15 protein-coding genes are annotated in these 17,220 nt (G+C 74.8%); 5 read left to right on the top strand and 10 right to left on the bottom strand.

Annotated elements, in window-relative coordinates; genetic code table 11:
• Window positions 1-164: 164 nt before the first annotated feature.
• Together ABZY91_RS28160 and ABZY91_RS28155 are read right to left on the bottom strand one after the other, a co-directional pair.
• Entirely contained in the window at window positions 165-842 is a 678-nt protein-coding gene (locus ABZY91_RS28160; protein WP_355405754.1) for a polysaccharide deacetylase family protein, read from the bottom strand.
• 2,005 nt (window positions 843-2,847) lie between these two features.
• Window positions 2,848-4,332 carry an MFS transporter gene (locus ABZY91_RS28155; protein WP_329881336.1) on the bottom strand — a complete coding sequence of 495 codons (1,485 nt, stop codon included), beginning with the start codon at window positions 4,330-4,332 and terminating at the stop codon, window positions 2,848-2,850.
• A 113-nt stretch (window positions 4,333-4,445) separates the two neighbouring features.
• Between ABZY91_RS28155 and ABZY91_RS28150 the strand changes: the two genes are divergently transcribed.
• On the top strand, window positions 4,446-4,934 hold the full coding sequence (locus ABZY91_RS28150; RefSeq protein WP_355405753.1) for a MarR family transcriptional regulator: 489 nt from the start codon (window positions 4,446-4,448) through the stop codon (window positions 4,932-4,934).
• A 124-nt stretch (window positions 4,935-5,058) separates the two neighbouring features.
• Here the strand turns inward: ABZY91_RS28150 and ABZY91_RS28145 are convergent, their stop codons facing one another.
• From ABZY91_RS28145 to ABZY91_RS28115, 7 genes are all read right to left on the bottom strand, one after another.
• Window positions 5,059-5,424: a peptidoglycan-binding domain-containing protein gene (locus ABZY91_RS28145; protein ID WP_355405752.1), complete on the bottom strand. Its 366-nt coding sequence runs from the start codon at window positions 5,422-5,424 to the stop codon at window positions 5,059-5,061.
• Between the two features lie 347 nt (window positions 5,425-5,771).
• Window positions 5,772-6,878 (bottom strand): hypothetical protein, encoded by a 1,107-nt coding sequence (locus tag ABZY91_RS28140; RefSeq protein ID WP_355405751.1) that lies wholly within the window; start codon window positions 6,876-6,878, stop codon window positions 5,772-5,774.
• 102 nt (window positions 6,879-6,980) lie between these two features.
• A complete protein-coding gene (locus ABZY91_RS28135) occupies window positions 6,981-8,510 on the bottom strand; it encodes a cytochrome P450 (protein ID WP_355405759.1) in 1,530 nt (509 codons plus the stop codon).
• Between the two features lie 319 nt (window positions 8,511-8,829).
• Window positions 8,830-9,450 (bottom strand): ATP/GTP-binding protein, encoded by a 621-nt coding sequence (locus tag ABZY91_RS28130; RefSeq protein ID WP_329876462.1) that lies wholly within the window; start codon window positions 9,448-9,450, stop codon window positions 8,830-8,832.
• Window positions 9,431-9,790 carry a DUF742 domain-containing protein gene (locus tag ABZY91_RS28125; RefSeq protein WP_329876465.1) on the bottom strand — a complete coding sequence of 120 codons (360 nt, stop codon included), beginning with the start codon at window positions 9,788-9,790 and terminating at the stop codon, window positions 9,431-9,433. Before ABZY91_RS28125 ends, ABZY91_RS28130 begins: the two co-directional genes overlap by 20 nt.
• Entirely contained in the window at window positions 9,787-10,194 is a 408-nt protein-coding gene (locus tag ABZY91_RS28120) for a roadblock/LC7 domain-containing protein (protein WP_355405750.1), read from the bottom strand. The genes ABZY91_RS28125 and ABZY91_RS28120 overlap by 4 nt, the downstream gene beginning before the upstream one ends.
• Entirely contained in the window at window positions 10,191-11,774 is a 1,584-nt protein-coding gene (locus ABZY91_RS28115) for an ATP-binding protein (protein WP_355405749.1), read from the bottom strand. The genes ABZY91_RS28120 and ABZY91_RS28115 overlap by 4 nt, the downstream gene beginning before the upstream one ends.
• Window positions 11,775-12,280: 506 nt before the next feature.
• Here ABZY91_RS28115 and ABZY91_RS28110 point away from each other — a divergent pair.
• On the top strand, window positions 12,281-13,375 hold the full coding sequence (locus ABZY91_RS28110; protein ID WP_355405748.1) for a polysaccharide deacetylase family protein: 1,095 nt from the start codon (window positions 12,281-12,283) through the stop codon (window positions 13,373-13,375).
• A gap of 153 nt (window positions 13,376-13,528) precedes the next feature.
• Window positions 13,529-14,113 carry a hypothetical protein gene (locus ABZY91_RS28105; RefSeq protein ID WP_355405747.1) on the top strand — a complete coding sequence of 195 codons (585 nt, stop codon included), beginning with the start codon at window positions 13,529-13,531 and terminating at the stop codon, window positions 14,111-14,113.
• Window positions 14,114-14,201: 88 nt separating this feature from the next.
• Here ABZY91_RS28105 and ABZY91_RS28100 read toward each other — a convergent pair whose 3' ends face one another.
• Window positions 14,202-14,813, bottom strand: coding sequence for a choice-of-anchor C family protein (locus ABZY91_RS28100; protein ID WP_355405746.1), 612 nt, complete (start codon window positions 14,811-14,813; stop codon window positions 14,202-14,204).
• A 663-nt stretch (window positions 14,814-15,476) separates the two neighbouring features.
• Between ABZY91_RS28100 and ABZY91_RS28095 the strand changes: the two genes are divergently transcribed.
• A complete protein-coding gene (locus ABZY91_RS28095; protein ID WP_355405745.1) occupies window positions 15,477-16,301 on the top strand; it encodes a hypothetical protein in 825 nt (274 codons plus the stop codon).
• 271 nt (window positions 16,302-16,572) lie between these two features.
• Entirely contained in the window at window positions 16,573-17,160 is a 588-nt protein-coding gene (locus ABZY91_RS28090; protein WP_329876479.1) for a lytic polysaccharide monooxygenase, read from the top strand.
• The last annotated feature ends 60 nt before the right edge of the window (window positions 17,161-17,220 follow it).

Here is a 17,220-nt window from a genome sequence, read left to right as displayed (position 1 = left end):
CACATCATGCCGACCCTCGGCCCGAGGTTCCTCGTGGACATCACCCCGGCCCGGGGGCGGGCCCGGCGGGCCCCCCCGCGGGGGGGCCGGGGGGGGCGGGGCTGGCGGGGGGGCGGCCCGTCCTGCCCGGACCACCGGCGGCCCGGCCGCCGTCCGGCGGGGGCTCAGCGGCAGTTCAGGAGGCCGAAGCTGTAGCCCCGTGCCTTCAGGGTGCGCAGGATGCCGGGCAGCGCCGCGACGGTCTGGGCGCGGTTGCCGCCACCGTCGTGCAGCAGCACGACCGATCCCGGGCCGACCCCGGCGAGCACCCGCCGCTCGATCGCCGCCCGGCCCGGCAGTGACCAGTCCTGCGGGTCGACGCTCCACAGGCTCACCGTCTTGCCCAGCCCGGCCGCCCTGGACCGGACGGTCGCGTTCACCCCGCCGTAGGGCGGGCGCAGGCAGCCCGGCGTCGAGCCGGTCTGCGCGCGGATCCGGGCGTCGGTGGCGGTCACCTGGTCCCGGAACGCGGACCTGGAGAGCGACCTGAGATCGGGGTGCGACCAGCTGTGGTTCTGGACGCTGTGCCCCTGCGACGCCACCCGCCGCGTCAACTCCGGGTAGCGGGCGACGTTCTGGCCGATCTCGAAGAAGGTCGCGCGCGCTCCGTACTGGGCCAGGACGGAGAGGACCTGCGGTGTGTACGGACCCGGTCCGTCGTCGAAGGTGAGGTAGACGACCCGGCCGGCGGCATGCGCCGAGGTCGCGGGCAGGGCGATCACGGCCGTGGCGGCCGCGACCAGGGTGCTGAGCAGGAGACGGGCGGTACGGCCTGGCCGGCCCGCCCCGCGGGGCGAAGACATCCGTCCTCCCAACGGCTGTGCGGCGCAGGCCGTCCTTCCCGGTCGCGCCCGCATCCCGCCACGGTAGCCCCGGCGACCGCCCCGGCGACCCGCCAAAACCGGCCGCGAACGGTGCGCACGTGGCCTGCCGACGTCACCGCGTCCCAACCCCCGGGCCCAACCCCCGGGCCCAGGCCCCGGAACCCAGGCCCCGGAACCCAGGCCACGGAACGTTCGGCCGCGTCCGGATCGCGATGCCGGCGTGGCGTTGTCGTGTCCCGGACGCGGAACACTCGGGCGCATGGGGACATCGGGGGAGCGGGACGCCGTGCGCGCCGTCGCGCGCTGGGCGGGGCATCCGGGGACACTGGGCGCCGTTCTGGTGCTGATCGTCAACGACCATGTGGGCAAACGGATCTGGCCGGACACCCTGCTCACCGGCAAGGCCAGCGACCTCGCCTGGATGCTCGCCGCGCCCCCGGTCACGGCCCTGCTCGTGACCCTGGTGCTGACCCCGCTCGCGCCCCTGCTCGCGGCCCTGCTGCCGGTGCGCGCACCGCTGCGCCTGTGCGGCGACCGGCCCGCGGTGATCGGCCTGCTGGTCACGGCGGTGAGCTTCGGCTTCGCCAAGTCCGGGCCACCGGGCGGTGAGATCGCCTCCGGCATCTGGTCGTGGAGCGGGCTGCCGAGCCGGATCGAGGGGGACCCGGCCGACCTGGCCGCGCTGCCGCTGCTCGGGCTGAGCTGGTGGCTGTGGACCCGGGCGCGTGCGCCCCGGCGCCGCCGGCCGTGGTCGGCGGTGGTGGGTGTGCCGCTGGCCGTGGCCGCGATGGTGGCCACCTCGCCGACGCAGGACCGGACCCCGTTCCTCCGGGACGATCGGGGCCGGCCGGTGCTGGAGGTCGGGAGCGACCTCTGGACGACCGGCGACGGCGGCTCCACCTGGACCCTGCTGAAGGGGGAGCCCACCGCCCGGCCCGGCGATCGGGCCCGGCGCCCGGACACCGGCTCCTGCCTGCCCGGCGACCCCCTGCACTGCTTCCGCCTGCTCGACTCCACCTCGCCGATCGAGGTCAGCACCGACGGGGGTCGCCACTGGGGGCTCGCCAACGACCCCGGCCCGTCGGTGCGGAGGAGTCTCCCACCTCCGCGGCCGTCCGTCCTGGTTCAGGCCCTCCCCGGGCTGCCCGCGGCCGCGACGTCGTGGGGGCCGTTCCCGTCGGAGTCGTCGGAGTCGCTGATGCCGGAGGTGCCGGTGCCGGATCCGCCCACCGCGGACCCGCCGATGCCGGAACAGACCGTCGACGTCGACCCGACCGACGCGCAGCCGCCGGTGCAGCCGACGGCCAGGGCCGACTATCCCGCCCAGATCGTGGTCGTCACCGTGCACGGTGGCTGGGCGGTGCTCGCCAACTACCCCGGGCAGGCGCTGATCCGGGGCGACCAGGACAACAGGTGGGAGTCCCTGGCGTACCCGGTCCGCCCGCCCGTCGTCCACGTCGAAGGACCGCGCTCCTGGGGTCTGGGCATCCCGGTCGCGGTGACCGCCGGATGCGCGGCGGCCCTCGCGGCCCTCGCCGCCCGGCTGCTGAGCGGTACCGCGCGCGGCCGTCGAGCCCACCCGGCGCTCGGGCTGGCGATCCGTCAGGTCGTCTGCCTGTGCTGGCTCTGGCTCGCGGCCTGGCTCTGCGGTGGACGTTTCCTGTGGGCCGTCCCCGGGGTGGCGTTGGCCGCCGTGCTGACGCTGCTCCTCCTCCCGATGCTGGCCGCGCTGTGGCGCGGGCCGCAGCCGCCCCGGCGGACCCTGCTCGCCGTGCTGGTCCTCGGCTCGGCGGTGGGCGTCGTCGCGCTGACGCCCTACCTGCGCTGGGCCGACGGGGCGATCGCCATCTGGTCCCGGGCCTCCCGCCTGGCCTTCCTCTGCGCTCTCGTCGGGACGGTCGCCGGCGCGGTCCTGGGCGCCGTCGGCGACCGTGGTCGCCGACGGCGCCCAGGACCGGGGGGACCGGGCGGGCCGGACCTCCCGTCAGACGTCGGCGGCGACGGGAGCGGGGGAGGCGGGGGCGGCGTGCTGCTCGTCCTCGGGGCGGCCCTTCGCGGGCAGCAGGAAGGTGATGGCGAGGAACGCGGCCAGCAGGCACATCTGGACGACGAGGGCGTTCCGGAAGCCGCCGGTGAAGTCACCCTCCCCGGCGCGGTCGAAGAAGACCGAGCCGAAGACCGCGACGCCGACGGAGCCGCCCACGGACTGCACCGCGGAGAGGACACCGGAGGCGGAGCCGATCTCGTGGTCGTCGACGGCGGCGAGGAGGAAGCTGAACAGGGCGGCGATCACCATGCCCGATCCGATGCCGGCCACGACCACGCCCGGGGCGATGTCCAGGACGGAGAAGGAGTCGGTGCCCCGGCCGTCGAGCTCGAACCAGAGCAGGACCGCGCCGAGGAGCTGGACGAGCGGGCCGATCTGGAGCACCTTGCGCCCGATCCTGTCGGCGAGGAACGCTCCGCTGACCGCGCCGCCGATCGCGGTGCCGAGGGCGAGCGGCAGGTTGCCGACACCGGCCTCCCCGGCGGTGAAGTGCCGGCCGATCTGGAGGTAGAGGGTCAGGACGAGCTGGGTGCCGACGAGCCCGGCGAAGAACAGGGCGATGCCGCCGAGCCCGACGGTGAAGGCGGGCTTGCGCAGGAGGCCGGGGGTCACCAGCGGCTCGCGGCCGGCGGCGGCCGTCCGGCGCTGGTGGAGGGCGAACAGCGCGAAGCCCAGGGCGGACCCGGCCATCGACAGCCAGGTCCAGAGCGGCCAGCCGTCCTCCTGCCCCTGGTTGAGCGGCAGGACCAGCAGGGCGCAGGACGCGACGATCAGCCCGGCGCCGACCAGGTCGACCCGGAGGGTCCGGTCGCCGGGCTTCGTCGGGATGAACCGGGCCGCGACGACCAGGGCGGCGATGCCGATCGGCAGGTTGACGAGGAAGACCGACCGCCAGCCCAGTCCGAAGAGGTCGCTCTCGATGAGCCCGCCGCCCAGGACGGGGCCGATGATGCCGCCCAGGCCGAGGACGGGGCCGAAGATCCCGAAGACCTTGGTGAGTTCCGCGCCGGAGAAGTTCTCCCGCAGCAGGCCCAGGCCCTGGGGGAGGAGCAGCGCTCCGGCGGTGCCCTGGAGCAGGCGGAAGGCGATCAGTGAGCCGATGTTCGGCGCGAGTGCGCAGAGCAGCGAGGTGGCGGTGAAGGCGGCCAGGCCGAGCAGGAACATCCGGCGGCGTCCGTAGCGGTCGCCGAGCCGGCCGCCGAGGACCAGCCCGGCTCCCAGGGTCAGGGCGTAGCCGCCGATCACCCACTGCAGGCCGACGGGGGTCGCACCGAGGGACTCCTCCAGGGCGGGCCCCGCGACGTTGACGATCGAGGCGTCCAGGAGATCCATGATCTCCGCGACGAGCATGACCACGAGGATCAGCCACCGCCACCGGTAGGGCCCGGTTCCCTCGCGGGTGGTGGGGGACGGGTCGAGCATCGCGATACCTCCATGGTGAAGTAATTCCATGATGAAGGTAAAGTGATGGCGGTAGGTTGTCAAAGCGACCGCCGACGCGGACCGTGCGACGGGAGAGGAAGGGTGGCTGGCCGATGGCGGAACCGGCACACGAGGAGAAGGCGGCGCAGCACGAGCGACTGATGGAGGGGCTGCGGATCTACGGCGGCCACTACGCGGAGCTGAGCCGGCGCTTCGCCGCCTGGCTGGGCCTGCACTCCACCGACGCGACCGCGGTCCTGGAGATCGCCGCAGCCGAGGAGCGGGGCGTCCCGCTCTCGCCGGCCCGCCTGAGCGAGCGCATCTCGCTGTCCACGGGCGCCACCACCGCGCTGCTGAACCGCCTCGAAGCGGCCGGCCACATCACCCGCACCCGGGAACACACCGACCGGCGCGTCGTGACCCTGCGCGGCGGCGACCACATCCAGGACCGGGCCGACGAGTTCTTCGGCCCGCTCGCCCACCGGATGGGCGCCGCCATGGACCGGTACCCGCCGGACCTCCTGGACCGGTTCGAGTCCTTCGTGGCGGACCTGAACGCCACCATGGACGCCCACCTCGCCGAGCCGGGCGTCGACGTCTGACGGCCGCCCGCCCTTCGGCGGACACGATGGACGCGGCGGCCCGGTGAACGGACACGGGCCCGGTGCACCGGCCCGGCACACGTGACGGGCCCGGTGCACCGGGCCCGCGACCCGGCGTGCGGGATCAGCCGGGGTAGGGGTCGTAGCAGTCGGGCACGGGGTTGTAGAGGGCGTTCCAGGTGGCCGGGCCGACGATCCCGTCCTTGGCGAGGCCGTGACAGCCCTGGATCCACTTGATCTTGGTGCGGGTCGCGGGGCCGAAGACGCCGTCCACCACCAGCTTCGGGACGCCGCCCCAGACGTTGGTCAGGCACTGCGCCTGCTTGACGGCGGCGCCGGTCGAGCCCTGGCTGAGCACCGGGCGGTGGCTCGACGAGGTGTAGGCGCAGCCGCCGGGGACGGCGGCGGCTGCGCCCTGGGGCGCGATGAGACCGGCCGTGCCCAGGGCGAGCACGGCGGTGAGGGCGGCGGCGACGGTTCGGCGTTGCACGGGCGGTTCCCCTTCGTCGGCGCGGGCCGCGACGGACCGTCACGGCCATGCGCTCCCACCCTAGGAACCGAGGCTCCGGCCGGGCAGGGCGTGAAAGGACGCGCACGGAGCGTGCCCCGGGCGCGGGACCGCCTGCCCCGCCGTCGACCAACCCGCCGTCGACCAACCCGCCTCGAACGCCGCCCGTCACGGGTCGGGGCCGGGCGAGGGTCAGGTGGGTGACGCCGCTCGGGCCGGCACCCGATCCGGACCGGACCCTCGCTCCGGGCGACTCCGACCTCGGACCCCGCCTCCCTCCGGGCACCCCGCGCGGGTACGCCGTGGGCCGCCGCGGTACGGGTGCGGTGTCACTCGTCCTCCTGCTCCGGGCCGCGGGGGCGCAGGTGCAGGCGCCACGGGTCGGTCGGCTCCGACGTCCTCAGGACCAGCAGGCCGGGACGGGGCACCGCGACGGTCCGCATGGCCTCGCCGCTCGCACTCGCGAACGTCGAACCCCTGCTGGTCCAGCCCGGCGGAAGCGGGCACTTGCAGGTGCCGTACCGGTCCGCCCGCCAGCAGCCGCAGACGAACCTCACCTGCCAGGAGGAGGAGTTGACGTGGACGACGAGCTCGGCGGGGGCGTCCGGGCGGACCATGAGGACGGCGTCGCCGGAGCCGTCGCGCTCGCGGAGCAGCTCGTCGATCTCGGAGGGCCCGAACAGCCGGACGGACCACTGGCAGTCGCCGCTGCTCTCGACCTTGAGGTGGGTGACGTCCCGCGACACCACCGTGCGCGCCGTGCCGCGCTCGGTCGCGGAGTAGTGGAACAGCAGGTTCGCATGGGTCTCCACCCGGGTCGGGGTGCGCGTCATCGGGGTGATGGTGACGTGCCCGTGCTCGGCGGAGGCCTCGACCAGGGCGATCGTCACGGCCTCGGGTTCGGGCCGCTCGATGGGGAACTCCCGTTCGGTCGGCTTGTCCCACACCCCGGAGTAGTGGTGCCGTTCCCCCTCCCGGCGCCGGGGCACCGGGCCCGGCCGGTCCCGCGGGACGGGGACGCGGTCGAGCCGGGGCAGCCCGTCGTCCGTGACCGGGGAGTCCTCGGGGGGCGGTGACTCCGCCGCCGGCTCGCTGCTCCCGGCCCGCGCGGGCCTGGGTTCGGAGGCGGGCGCGGGCTTGGATGCCTTCGCGGGCGCGGCTTTGGACGCAGGGTTGGACGCACGTTTGGAGGTGGGCTTGGAGGTGGGCCTGGTCGTCGGGCTCACCGCCTTGCCCGGCGGGGTCCTGCGACCCTTCACCGGCGCGGGCTGCTGCGCCGCGGCGGCTGCGGCGGCCGACTCGGTGGCCGAACGGGCGGCTGCGGCGGCCGACCCGGCGGCCCGCCGGGCAGCCCCGACGGCCTGGTTCCGCAGCGCCGCCGCCGCGACCAGACACCCCAGGGCGAACCCCAGGATCCCGACAGTGGCAACCGTCATCGTCCCCTCCAGAGATACCCGCACCCTCGGGGTGAGGTTATGCCCCGCCTGCCGCGACAACCAGTGGTCGTGCGGGAGGAGTCGTGACGGTGGCCGCCGCCCTCACCGCCGGAGGAGTCCGGTCAGGAGGCTCCACCAGCCGCGTCGCTGCCGCGGGACGGGGGCCGACGCGGTGGACGCCGGTGACAGCCCGTCCCCGGCCGGCGAGGCCGGCTGCACGGGCACCCCGGCGTGCGCCCGGACGCCCGCCGTCGCGCCCTCGGTGCTCTCGGTGCCCCCGGCGCTCTCTTCGCTCCCCGTGCCGGTAAGTGCCGCAGCTCCGGCGGCGGTGGCGGTGGCGGTCCCGGTGGCGGTGGCGGTCGTCACGGGCGCGGTCACGGGCGTGGGGGCCAGCGGCTCGGGCAGGTCGGTCCGCGGGGTGAACTCCACGGGCAGCGCGACCAGATGGCGGGAGAGCCACGCCGAGGTCCACGTCAGCTCGGACTCGTCGACGGCGAGCTGGAGGTCCGGCAGACGGGTCAGCAGGATGTCGATCCCGGTGTCGGCGATGGCCCGGCCGACGTCCTGTCCGGGGCACTCGTGCGGGCCGCTGCCGAACGCCAGGTGGGAGCGGTTGCCGTGCAGCGGCTTGGCCAGGTCGGGGCGGACGACCGGGTCGACGTTCCCGGCGGCGAGGCCCAGCAGCAGCATGTCGCCGGCCTTGATCCGCTGGCCGCCGAGCTCCGTGTCGCCGGTGGCCCAGCGGCCCGCGACGAGCGACATCGGGGCCGAGTCCCAGAGGACCTGGTCCAGGGCGTCCGGGACGGTCATGTGTCCGCCGGACAGGTGGGCGCGGAACCGCTCGTCGGTCAGGATGAGCTTCAGGGTGTCCGCGATCAGGTTGACGGTCGTCTCGTTCGCCGCGAGCAGGACCACCCGCAGGTGTTCCAGCACCTCGTCGTCGGTGAGCCCGGCGGGGTGGGCCAGCAGCCGTGAGACGAGGTCGGGGCCGGGGGTGATGCGTTTGCGCTCCATCGTCCGGCGCAGCGAGGCCACGACGTAGTCGTTGCTGGCGATGGCCGTCTCGGTGCCCTTCATCAGGTCCCGGGCGGCGTCGACCAGACGCGGTCCGTACTCCTCGGGCATCCCGACCAGCTGGGTCAACACCAGCATCGGCAGGTGCTCGGCGAACCGGGTCACGAGTTCGGCGTGCCCGGCCGGGCCGAACTCCCGGACCAGTTGGTCGGTGAACCGGGTGACGTAGCGTCGGATGCCGCGCCGGTCGAAGCCGTTGAGGCCGTCGTTGAGGGCCTCGCGCAGGCGCCGGTGCTCCGCGCCGTCCGCGAACACGCAGAGCGGTTGCCAGGCGATCACCGGCATCAGCGGGGAGTCGGGTGCGACCAGGCCCTCCTGGAACGCCGTCCAGCGGCGGGAGTCCCGGGAGAACCGGGAGGGGGTGCGCATGACGGTGAGGTTGGCGGAGTGGCCGAGGACCAGCCAGGCCGGGAGGTCGCCGTGGAGGAGGACGGGAGCGACCTCGCCGTGTTCGGCGCGCAGCCGCTCGTACAGGCCCGCGGGGTCCGCCTCGGCCTCCGGGCCGTAGAGCCGCCGGAGGCCGGCGGGGGCGAACGCCTGGAGCCCGAGTTCCCGCAGTCCGCGGTCCGGCGGTCCGGTCTGCTGCAGCCCGAGGCTCTCGATCCCGAGGTCCTGAAGGCCCTGAAGGTCCTGAAGGCCCTGGGAGCCCTGAAGGCCCTGGGGGTCCGGGAAGTCCTGGACGCCCGGGAGGTCGGAGCCGGGCCGGTGGGCGGGGCAGCCGCTCGGCGGGACGAGGGCGGCGTCGTCGGGGAACGGGCTGGTCACGGTGGCTCCGGGAGTGGTCGGCAGACGAGGAGGGGTCGGTGGCGGGGAGTCGGCGACGACGGGCGGCCGTCCGGCCGGTCCGGGCGGTGAGCACCCGGCCGGACCGGCGCGGTCATCGCACCGGCGACGGGCCCGCGAGGTCGTACAGGTAGTGCATCAGGGCGAGCAGCACGTCCCGGCCGGATTCGCGGACCCGCGCGTCGCAGGCCACGATCGGCACGTCGACCGGCAGGTCGAGTGCGAGCCTCAGCTCCTCCTGCGCGTACGTGGGCGACTCGGGGAAGACGTTGGCCGCGACCACGAAGGGCACGCCGCGGTCCTCCAACCGCCCGATCACGTCGAAGCTGATCTCCAGTCGCCGGGTGTCGACCAGGACGACGGCGCCGAGCGCACCCTCGAACAGGCCGTTCCACAGGAACCAGAACCGTTCCTGGCCCGGGGTGCCGAACAGGTACAGCACCAGTTCCTCGCTGATGCTGATGCGGCCGAAGTCCATCGCGACCGTGGTGGAGGACTTGCGCTCGACGCCGGCGATGTCGTCGACGTCCGCGCCGGCCTCGGTCATGGTCTCCTCGGTGGTCAGCGGGCGGATCTCGCTCACCGAGCCGACCAGGGTGGTCTTGCCGACGCCGAAGCCGCCGACGACCACCACCTTGACCGCCGCGGCGGCCGAGTCCGGGAGCAGATCGGCGCTCGCCGGCCCCAGCACCGTCTCAGAGCCTCTGAAGTCCATGCATCACCGCCTCCAAGAGGGCACGGTCGGGGAGAAGCGCGGCCGGGACGGAGGCGCGGGCCTCGATCCGCTCCTCGTCGAGGAGGTCCGCCAGCAGCACGGTGACCGCGCTGACCGGCAGCCGCAGGTAGGCGGAGATCTCGGCGACGGACAGCGGCGACCCGCAGATCCGCAGGATCGCGGCGTGCTCCGGCGGCATGGTCGGCGTCGGCTCCGAGCGGGAGACGATCAGGGTGACCAGGTCGAACGCGGTACGTCCGGCCGGACCACCGCGGCCGCGCGTGATCACGTAGAGGCGTTCCGGGGCCTCGTCGCCCCAGTCCTGGTCGGCTGTGCTCATACGACGGGCTCACCCCTGCGCGGAGGCGTACTGAGATGCTCGCCGATCCGGGCGACCAGGTCCCGCATCCGCTGGCCCATGAGGCCGGCGTCGACGCCCTCGTCGGCCAGCACCGCGAGGTACGCCCGCGCGCCGGCCGCCATCAGGTAGAAGAACCCGCCGCCCATCTCGATCACGACGAGCCGCATCCGGCCGTCGCCGTGCGGGAACTCGTGCCCCACGGCGGCGGCGAGGCTCTGCAGACCCGCGCAGGCGGCGGCGAGGCGGTCGGCGGTATCGGTCTCGGTCCCGTGCTGGGCCATCCGCAGACCGTCGGCGGAGAGCACGACGACGTTGCGGACGTGCGGCACCTCCTCCGCCAGTTGCTTCAGCATCCAGTCCATGTTGGTTCGTTGGCTGATCACCGCTCGTCCCTCCCCGCCGACTCGTCGCTGCTGTGGCCCGCCGGTCCGGCGGACGGTGAGGTCCCGTTCACTCCGTCGTGGAAGGCGGCGAGCCACAGGCCGGGCTGCACCGCCCCGCCCGGGGGTTCGGTGGCCGCCCGGGGAGGTGGTGGGGGAGCGCCGCCGGTGCGGGAGGCCGCGGGGACCCCGTTCCGGGACGGTGCGGGGGCGGCGCCCCGGACGGGGGCGGGGGTGACGGTCCGGGAGGGAGCGGCGTGGCGTCGCCGCCTGGGCAGGCCGTTCGCGGTCCGCTCGCTCACCACCGGGGCCTCGTCCCCCGCCGGGAACGCTCCGGACCCGGCCCGCCGGGCCGGCCCGGTGTGCGGCCGGCGGTCGTCCACCGGCGGCGGCCCGGAGGAGCCCGTGACGCCGATGCCGTGGGCGCGCCCGGTGGCGGGTGCGGTGGTGATCAGCTCCTGCGGCACGATCAGCACGGCACGCACCCCGCCGTACGCGGACGGGCGCAGCGAGACCTGGAAGCCGTAGGCCCGCGAGAGCCGGCCGACCACGGCCAGGCCGAGCCGGGGGGTTTCGCCGAGGTCGTTGAGGTCGATGCCGGCCTGTGCCTCCCGGAGCATCCGTTCGGCGCGGGCGCGGCCCTCCTCGCTCAGGCTGAGGCCGCCGTCCTCGATCTCGATCGCGATGCCGGTCTGCACCTCGACGGCGGTCAGGTGCACGTTGGTGTGCGGCGGGGAGTAGCGGGTGGCGTTGTCCAGCAGTTCGGCGACCGCGTGGATGAGCGGTTCGACGGCCGGTCCGACGACGGCGACGTCGGACACCGGGTGCAGTTCCACCCGCTGGTAGTCGAGGATCCGGGACATGCCGCCGCGCAGCAGGCTGTACAGCGGAACCGCCTTGTTCCACTGGCGGCCGGGGCGCGCGCCGCCGAGGACGGCGATGCTGTCCGCGAGGCGGCCGATCAGCGCGTTGCCGTGGTCCAGGAGCAGCAGGTCGTCGAAGACGGCGGGGTCGTTGCCGTGCCGGTGCTCCATGCCGCGCAGCTCGTGGGCCTGCCGGTGGACGATCGCCTGGACCCGGCGGGCGATGTTGACGAAGGCCCGCTGGGCGGACTCGCGCATGCCCTCCTCGGTGTCGACGGTCTCCAGCACGGCGCGCAGGAGCGTCTGTTGGGCGACCCGGAACTCCGGTCCGACGAGGATGTCCTGCGGTTCGTTCGCGGTGACGACGTCGTCCAGGGACTCGCCGCGCTGGAGGCGGATCACCGCGTCGGGCAGGCCGATCCGGGCCAGCCGGACGGTCTCGGCCTCCTGCCGGGACAGCCGGCGGCGCAGCTCGTCCTCCCGCTGGGCGCACCGTTCGCGCAGGGCCTCCGTCGCCCGGCCCCGGCGGACGGCCTCGGCGGCCACCAGGGCCACGGACAGCGTGCCCACCGCCGCGCACCAGCCGACCGCGACGCGGGAGCCGGGGGAGGCCGTGGACACGGCGAGGACGGCGACGGTCGCCGTCACGAGGGCGGGGACGAGCCAGACGAGTACGGGAGCGGAGCGCCGGCCTCCGGGTGACGATCCAGCACCAAGCATTCGGCATCCTCTAAACGGTCGGAAGGGTAGGGGGCGGGACGTGCGGGGCCGGCGCACCGCGGACCGGCCCGGGTTCCGGCGTCCGGGGCGGTGTTGGCACCAGGTTTACCGTGCCCCGGCCCCACCGAACCGCAGGCCGCGCGCAGTTCGCCAATGCGGGCGGTATCCCGGAGAACCCGTCACGCGGAGGGGGAGGTTCGTGCTAACGCGGCTGCCGCCGAGAGGTCTCCGGGCCGTGACCGCGGGCCCCGCCGGGGCGTCCCGCCGCCGCTCCCGCACCCGCTGACGCGGCGGAACTGCCGGTCCGGGTCTCTCGTCGCGGAGGCCGCTCGTCCGTATGATCGGGCTTCCTGCCGTCGGGGCTTGTGGGGGACGGGAGTTGTGCTGCCCGGCAATCGTGGGCGGTACCGGTGGAACGGGCGGTCTCCAGCAGTCATCAGCAGTCACCGGGAGCCTCGCCGGGCCGGGTGGACCGGTCCGGCGAGGCCCGAGGGAGGGGCGGGAGCATGCGATTCGCGGGTGTGGGTCTGACGCGGGACGGCTATCGGATCGCCGTGCTGGACACGGCGGTCAGCCGTCCGGCGACGGTCGAGGTGTACGAACACTGCGTCCTGGAGAGGCCGGTGGCGCGGCTGGTCGAGCTGGCGCAGCTCGCGCCGGACGGTTTCGCGGTGGTCGTCGACAGTGGCAACGGGATCTTCGACGGTTCCCTCGCCGCCGCCGGGGTCACGGTGTTCCGGGCCGACCCGCCGGTCCTGACGGACGGTCGGGTGACGGCGGAGGCACTCGCCGAACTCGGCCGCTCCCGGCCGGAGGCGCTCGTGGCGCTGGGATCCGGGGGCTGGACGATGAGCGGGCGCGAGGAGGGGATCACCGCCGCGGAGAGGGCGTCCGGTCCGGTCGAGCGGAGGCTCGCGGCGGAGGGCCGGCTCCTGCTGGGCGGACCGGTCCGCCGGACGGAGGCGGACGGTGAGGTCGCCGGGTCCGGGTCCGCGCCGATGGTGGCGCTGACCTTCGACGACGGTCCGGACCCGGAGTTCACCCCGCAGGTGCTGGACGTGCTCCGCCGGTACGACGCCCCGGCGGCGTTCTTCTGCATCGGCCTGCACGTGCTGGCCCACCCGGGCGTGGTGCGCCGGATCGCCGCCGAGGGCCACACCCTCGGCAACCACTCCTGGTCGCACGCCTACCTGCCCGACCTCGGCCCGATCGGGCTCCGTGAGCAGCTCGGCCACACCTCCGAGGCACTCGCCGAGGCGGCCGGTCTGGACGGGCCGGTGGCGTGGCTGCGCCCCCCGTACGGCGGACGGAGTCCCGAACTGCTGGACACGGTGGCGGATCTGGGCCTCACCACGGTGCTGTGGGACGTGGAGACCAACGACTGGGCGCTGCCCGGGCCCGAGGTGATCGCCGAGCGGGTGTTCCGGCAGGTCCGTCCCGGTTCGGTGGTGCTGATGCACGACGGCGGCGGGGACCGCGCGCAGACCGTGGCGGCGCTCCCCGCGGTGATCACCGGGCTGCGCGAGCGCGGCTACCGGCTGGTGGGTCTCGACGAGTTGCTCGCCGCTCGGGTGCCGGCCGGGCGCGGCGTCGGGACGTAGGTCGGCGGGTAGACGTTCGCGGACGGCCCGGACCGGTCCCTCCGGTCCGGGCCCCCGGCGGGTGCCGGGCGGGTGCTAGAGCTTGTCGGACAAGCTTGAGCAGAGGGGCGAACGGGCGCCCGCCCGCCGCCGATCCAGCCGAAGGGTTCCGTGATGGCAGAGTCCACGTCCTCCAGATTCTCCCGTGTCGCAGGCCGCACCGCTCTGGCGGCCGCAGCCGCGCTCGCCCCCGTGATCGCCGCCGCCCCGGTCGCGTCCGCCACCGCCTCGGGGCTGGACGGCACCTGGTCCTGTTCCGTGCCGACCGGCTACGTCTACGACCAGATCCTCGCCTCGTCCTCCTGCGGGACCCGGCCGCTGTACCGCCTGCGCACTCCGGTGGACGGGCTCGTCTCGTGCGTCACCGAGCGCGGTTTCGTCTACGACACCGCCTCGCAGACGTCCGACTGCAGCATGGTGAAGAGCTCCAAGTCGGCCTCCTACCGGCTGCGGATCCCCGGGGACCTGGTCACCTCCTGCGTGACCGCCACGGGCTTCGTCCACGACCTGGTCACCGCGCGCGCGGAGTGCAGCATGAGCCCCGGGTCGACCAACCCGGCCTACCGGCTCCGCACTCCGGTCGACGGCCTCTGGGCGTGCAAGGTGCCGGCCGGGTGGACCTACTCGGCCACCGTGACCGACCGGGACTGCAGCCACAGCATCACCTCCACCGCCACCAAGTACCGCCTGAAGGCCTGACGGTCTCCGCGCCCGCCGCGGGCCGCCCGCCGCGGGCGCGGTGGGGCCGACGGCCGGCGCCGTCGGCCCCGCCGCGCGCCGGCTCCGGTCAGCCGCAGGTCGGACAGGGCTGGCAGGCCTGGACCTGGACGTTGTCCACGACGGGTCCGGCGCTGCTGCCGGCGGTGGTGCTCCGGAAGGCCAGCGTGGTCGAGGCGTTGGTCGCCACGAAGGTGAACTGCCGGGTCACGTACCCCATGGCGGCGCGCGTCTTCCCGGTGACGTCGAAGGAGAAGGCCTGGAACTCCTGTCCGTCCACGCGCGCCTGACCGGTCTTCAGGACGGGACCGGCGTCCGGGTTGCCGGCGATGGAGTAGGTCACCGAGTAGGCCGTGCCGGGCGTCGTCGTGAAGGACTGCGAGACGGTCCCCGCGTTGGTCCCGTTGAGGTCCACCGACTGGTCGCCCTCGGCGGCCTGCCAGAATCCGGCGCCGATCAGGTCCACCGAACCGGCGGTGACCTGCCACGGCCCGAGGGTCTGTCCGGCCGAGAGGGTCTGGAAGGTGTTCGCCGCGACCTTGGGCGTCTCGAAGCTGCCGTCGTCGAAACGGCTGAGCGCGCGGGTGGCGCCGGAGGCGGTGCCGCTTCCGGCGAGGAGGGCGGCGACGGCGGCGGTGGCGACGGCGGTGACGGCGGTCGTGCGGAAACGCTTGATCGACATGGGGTTCTCCCAGGTACGGGCCCTGCTGCGGGCCGGTGATCGGCCGGACACCTGAGATCGTCCGGGGCCGGTGGGGGCGGGGCCAAGGGTGGGGCACCGGCGCCCCGTGGTACGGGCCTCCGTCGTCGGGCCCCCGCACGCCGGTTTGACGGGGCGGTTCTCCGGTGCCGGGCGTGCAGGTCCACCGGCCGAGCCTGTGACCTGGTCGTTTCTTTGTGGGATCGGGCCGGCGGCGGGCAGGTGCCGGGCCGGCCGGGCCGGTGGGCAGCGGTCGCGGGGCGACGGTTCCGTGGTGCACGAAGCTTCGTGCGCCGTCGATCGGCTTCGTGGGCGCCCCGGCGTGCGCGGACGGCGCGGGCGGGACGCGACGCCGTCCCGCCGGGCGGTCGGGCGGGTGTGCTTCGGGCCGGGGCAACTTGTGGATTCGGCGCCGAACCGTCCGTGCGCGCCGGTAGCCTCTCGACGGGTGTCCGGCAGGTGCCCCGCGCATCCGCACAGGTTCGAGGAGGCGTCCGTGGAGAGGACTTCGGCAGGGCGGGTGGACCCCCGGCCCCGGTCGGCCGCGCAGTCGGGCGTGCCCGGCACTCCGAGGCCGTTCACCGTCCCGAGGCGGGCCGGCACTTGGCGGGACATGCGGTCCGACGCACGGAAGGACGCCCTCCGATGACTCTCCCCTCCCACCGCAAGCCCTCCTCCCCGGTCGGCGGCGACCCGCGCCGGGGCGTGCTCGACGCCGCCCTGGTCGACCGCGTCACGGACGCGGTCCTGTTCGCCGGGCTGCCGGTCGCGTTCGGCGACCAGGGCCCCGGTGTCCGCATCCGTCCCGCGGAGGCGGTCGACCCCGCCGACCGGTGCGAGGGCCTGGCGGCCCTCGACTGGCTGCCGTCCCGGCGCCTGGCCGACGCGGCCGCCATGGAGGACCCGCAGCACGCGGCGGGTTCGGCCCGGCAGGTGGTCGGGGTGAGCATGGTGAACGCGCTCGCCGAGTTCCTCCCCGCCTTCGGGCTGGACGTGAGCCGGGACCGCTCCGGCCGCGAGCTGCGGGTGGGCGGATCGGCGGACAGCGGACTGCGCGTGCCGCCGGACGTCCTGGTCCGGCGTCCTGCGGGGGCCACACCGGCCGAGCTCGGACTCGACGCGGAGCTCGTCGACGCCGTCCGCCGCAGCGCCGCACTGGCGGGGCTCCCCGTCGCCGTGCACCTCGGCGCCGCCGGTGTCACCCTCGGCCCGTGGCCGACGGGGGAGGGCGGAACCGGTGGGGACGGGGGTGCGGACATCGGCTGGAACCCTTCGCGCCGGCTCTCCGACCTTGCCGACAGCGGCTCCCCGGCCGCCGGGCTCGCGGCGGTCGCCCGCACGTCCGTCCACGCGGCGATGCTCCACGCACTCGGCACGATCCTCGGGGCCTGCGGGACGGAACTTCGCTGGTTCCACGCCCGCAACCGGCTGCGGGCCCTCGGCGAGTCCACCCCCGCCATCCGGCACTGACACCGGCCCCGGGGCGCGGCCCGGAGCCGCCCGGAGCACCCCGGAGCCGGCTCCGCCGGGCCGGCCGCCGCGTGTCGGCGGGCTCCTTCGGCGGGGTGCTGGTCCAGACCACAGGTGAATCTGGTCCAGACCATTGACGGTCGGCGGAGCGATGCCTACGGTATGGGGCACTTACCTGGCGCAGGCATGCCAAGATCCGCACGGCTGGCGCACCCCCCCACACGCGCTTTCCTGCGTCGGGCGCACTCCCCACCCCCCACGGAGGAGAACCATGCGCAAACGCCACATGGTGGGCGCGGCCCTGGCCGCCCTCGCCGTCCCGCTCGCGATGGCCGTTCCGGCCCAGTCGCACGGGTTCATCAACCTGCCGCCGAGCCGCGCCGCGCTCTGCGGTGCGGGCGTCGTCACCAACTGCGGTGACATCCAGTGGGAGCCCCAGAGCGTCGAGGGCCCGAAGGGCTTCCCGACCAGGGGACCCGCCGACAACACCATCTGCGCGGGCGCCGACTCGCGCTGGGCGCCCCTGGACAACCCGCGCAACGGCGCCTGGCCGACCACGAAGGTGACGGCCGGCCAGCAGCTCACGTTCACCTGGGAGATCGAGGCCAGGCACTCGACCACCAACTTCAGGTACTTCCTCACCAAGCCCGGTTACAGCGCGACCCAGAAGATCACCCGGGCCGGTCTGGACCTCACCCCGTTCCTGACCGTCCCGTACAACGGGCGGCAGCCGGCCGCCACCACCACGCACACCGCGACCCTCCCCACCGGTCGCACCGGACACCACGTGATCGTCGCGGTCTGGGACGTCGCCGACACGGCGAACGCGTTCTACTCCTGCACCGACGTGCTGTTCTGATCCGACCCGCACCACCGGGCCCGCCGACCTCCTCCCCGGGGCCGGCGGGCCCGCCGGCCG

Origin of the sequence: Kitasatospora sp. NPDC002965, from assembly GCF_040611255.1 — a bacterium.
GTDB lineage: Bacteria > Actinomycetota > Actinomycetes > Streptomycetales > Streptomycetaceae > Kitasatospora.
The sequence above is the reverse complement of the archived record's forward strand: the minus strand, read 5'-3'. Positions and strand labels throughout refer to the sequence as shown.

Excerpts from the sequence above, each read along its gene's own strand:
- ABZY91_RS28140 (WP_355405751.1), bottom strand. The coding sequence starts at position 6,878 with ATGACGGTTGCCACTGTCGGGATCCTGGGGTTCGCCCTGGGGTGTCTG.
- ABZY91_RS28125 (WP_329876465.1), bottom strand. The coding sequence starts at position 9,790 with ATGAGCACAGCCGACCAGGACTGGGGCGACGAGGCCCCGGAACGCCTC.
- ABZY91_RS28150 (WP_355405753.1), top strand. The coding sequence starts at position 4,446 with ATGGCGGAACCGGCACACGAGGAGAAGGCGGCGCAGCACGAGCGACTG.
- ABZY91_RS28105 (WP_355405747.1), top strand. The coding sequence starts at position 13,529 with ATGGCAGAGTCCACGTCCTCCAGATTCTCCCGTGTCGCAGGCCGCACC.
- ABZY91_RS28100 (WP_355405746.1), bottom strand. The coding sequence starts at position 14,813 with ATGTCGATCAAGCGTTTCCGCACGACCGCCGTCACCGCCGTCGCCACC.
- ABZY91_RS28155 (WP_329881336.1), bottom strand. The coding sequence starts at position 4,332 with ATGCTCGACCCGTCCCCCACCACCCGCGAGGGAACCGGGCCCTACCGG.
- ABZY91_RS28115 (WP_355405749.1), bottom strand. The coding sequence starts at position 11,774 with ATGCTTGGTGCTGGATCGTCACCCGGAGGCCGGCGCTCCGCTCCCGTA.
- ABZY91_RS28130 (WP_329876462.1), bottom strand. The coding sequence starts at position 9,450 with ATGGACTTCAGAGGCTCTGAGACGGTGCTGGGGCCGGCGAGCGCCGAT.
- ABZY91_RS28090 (WP_329876479.1), top strand. The coding sequence starts at position 16,573 with ATGCGCAAACGCCACATGGTGGGCGCGGCCCTGGCCGCCCTCGCCGTC.
- ABZY91_RS28110 (WP_355405748.1), top strand. The coding sequence starts at position 12,281 with ATGCGATTCGCGGGTGTGGGTCTGACGCGGGACGGCTATCGGATCGCC.
- ABZY91_RS28095 (WP_355405745.1), top strand. The coding sequence starts at position 15,477 with ATGACTCTCCCCTCCCACCGCAAGCCCTCCTCCCCGGTCGGCGGCGAC.
- ABZY91_RS28160 (WP_355405754.1), bottom strand. The coding sequence starts at position 842 with ATGTCTTCGCCCCGCGGGGCGGGCCGGCCAGGCCGTACCGCCCGTCTC.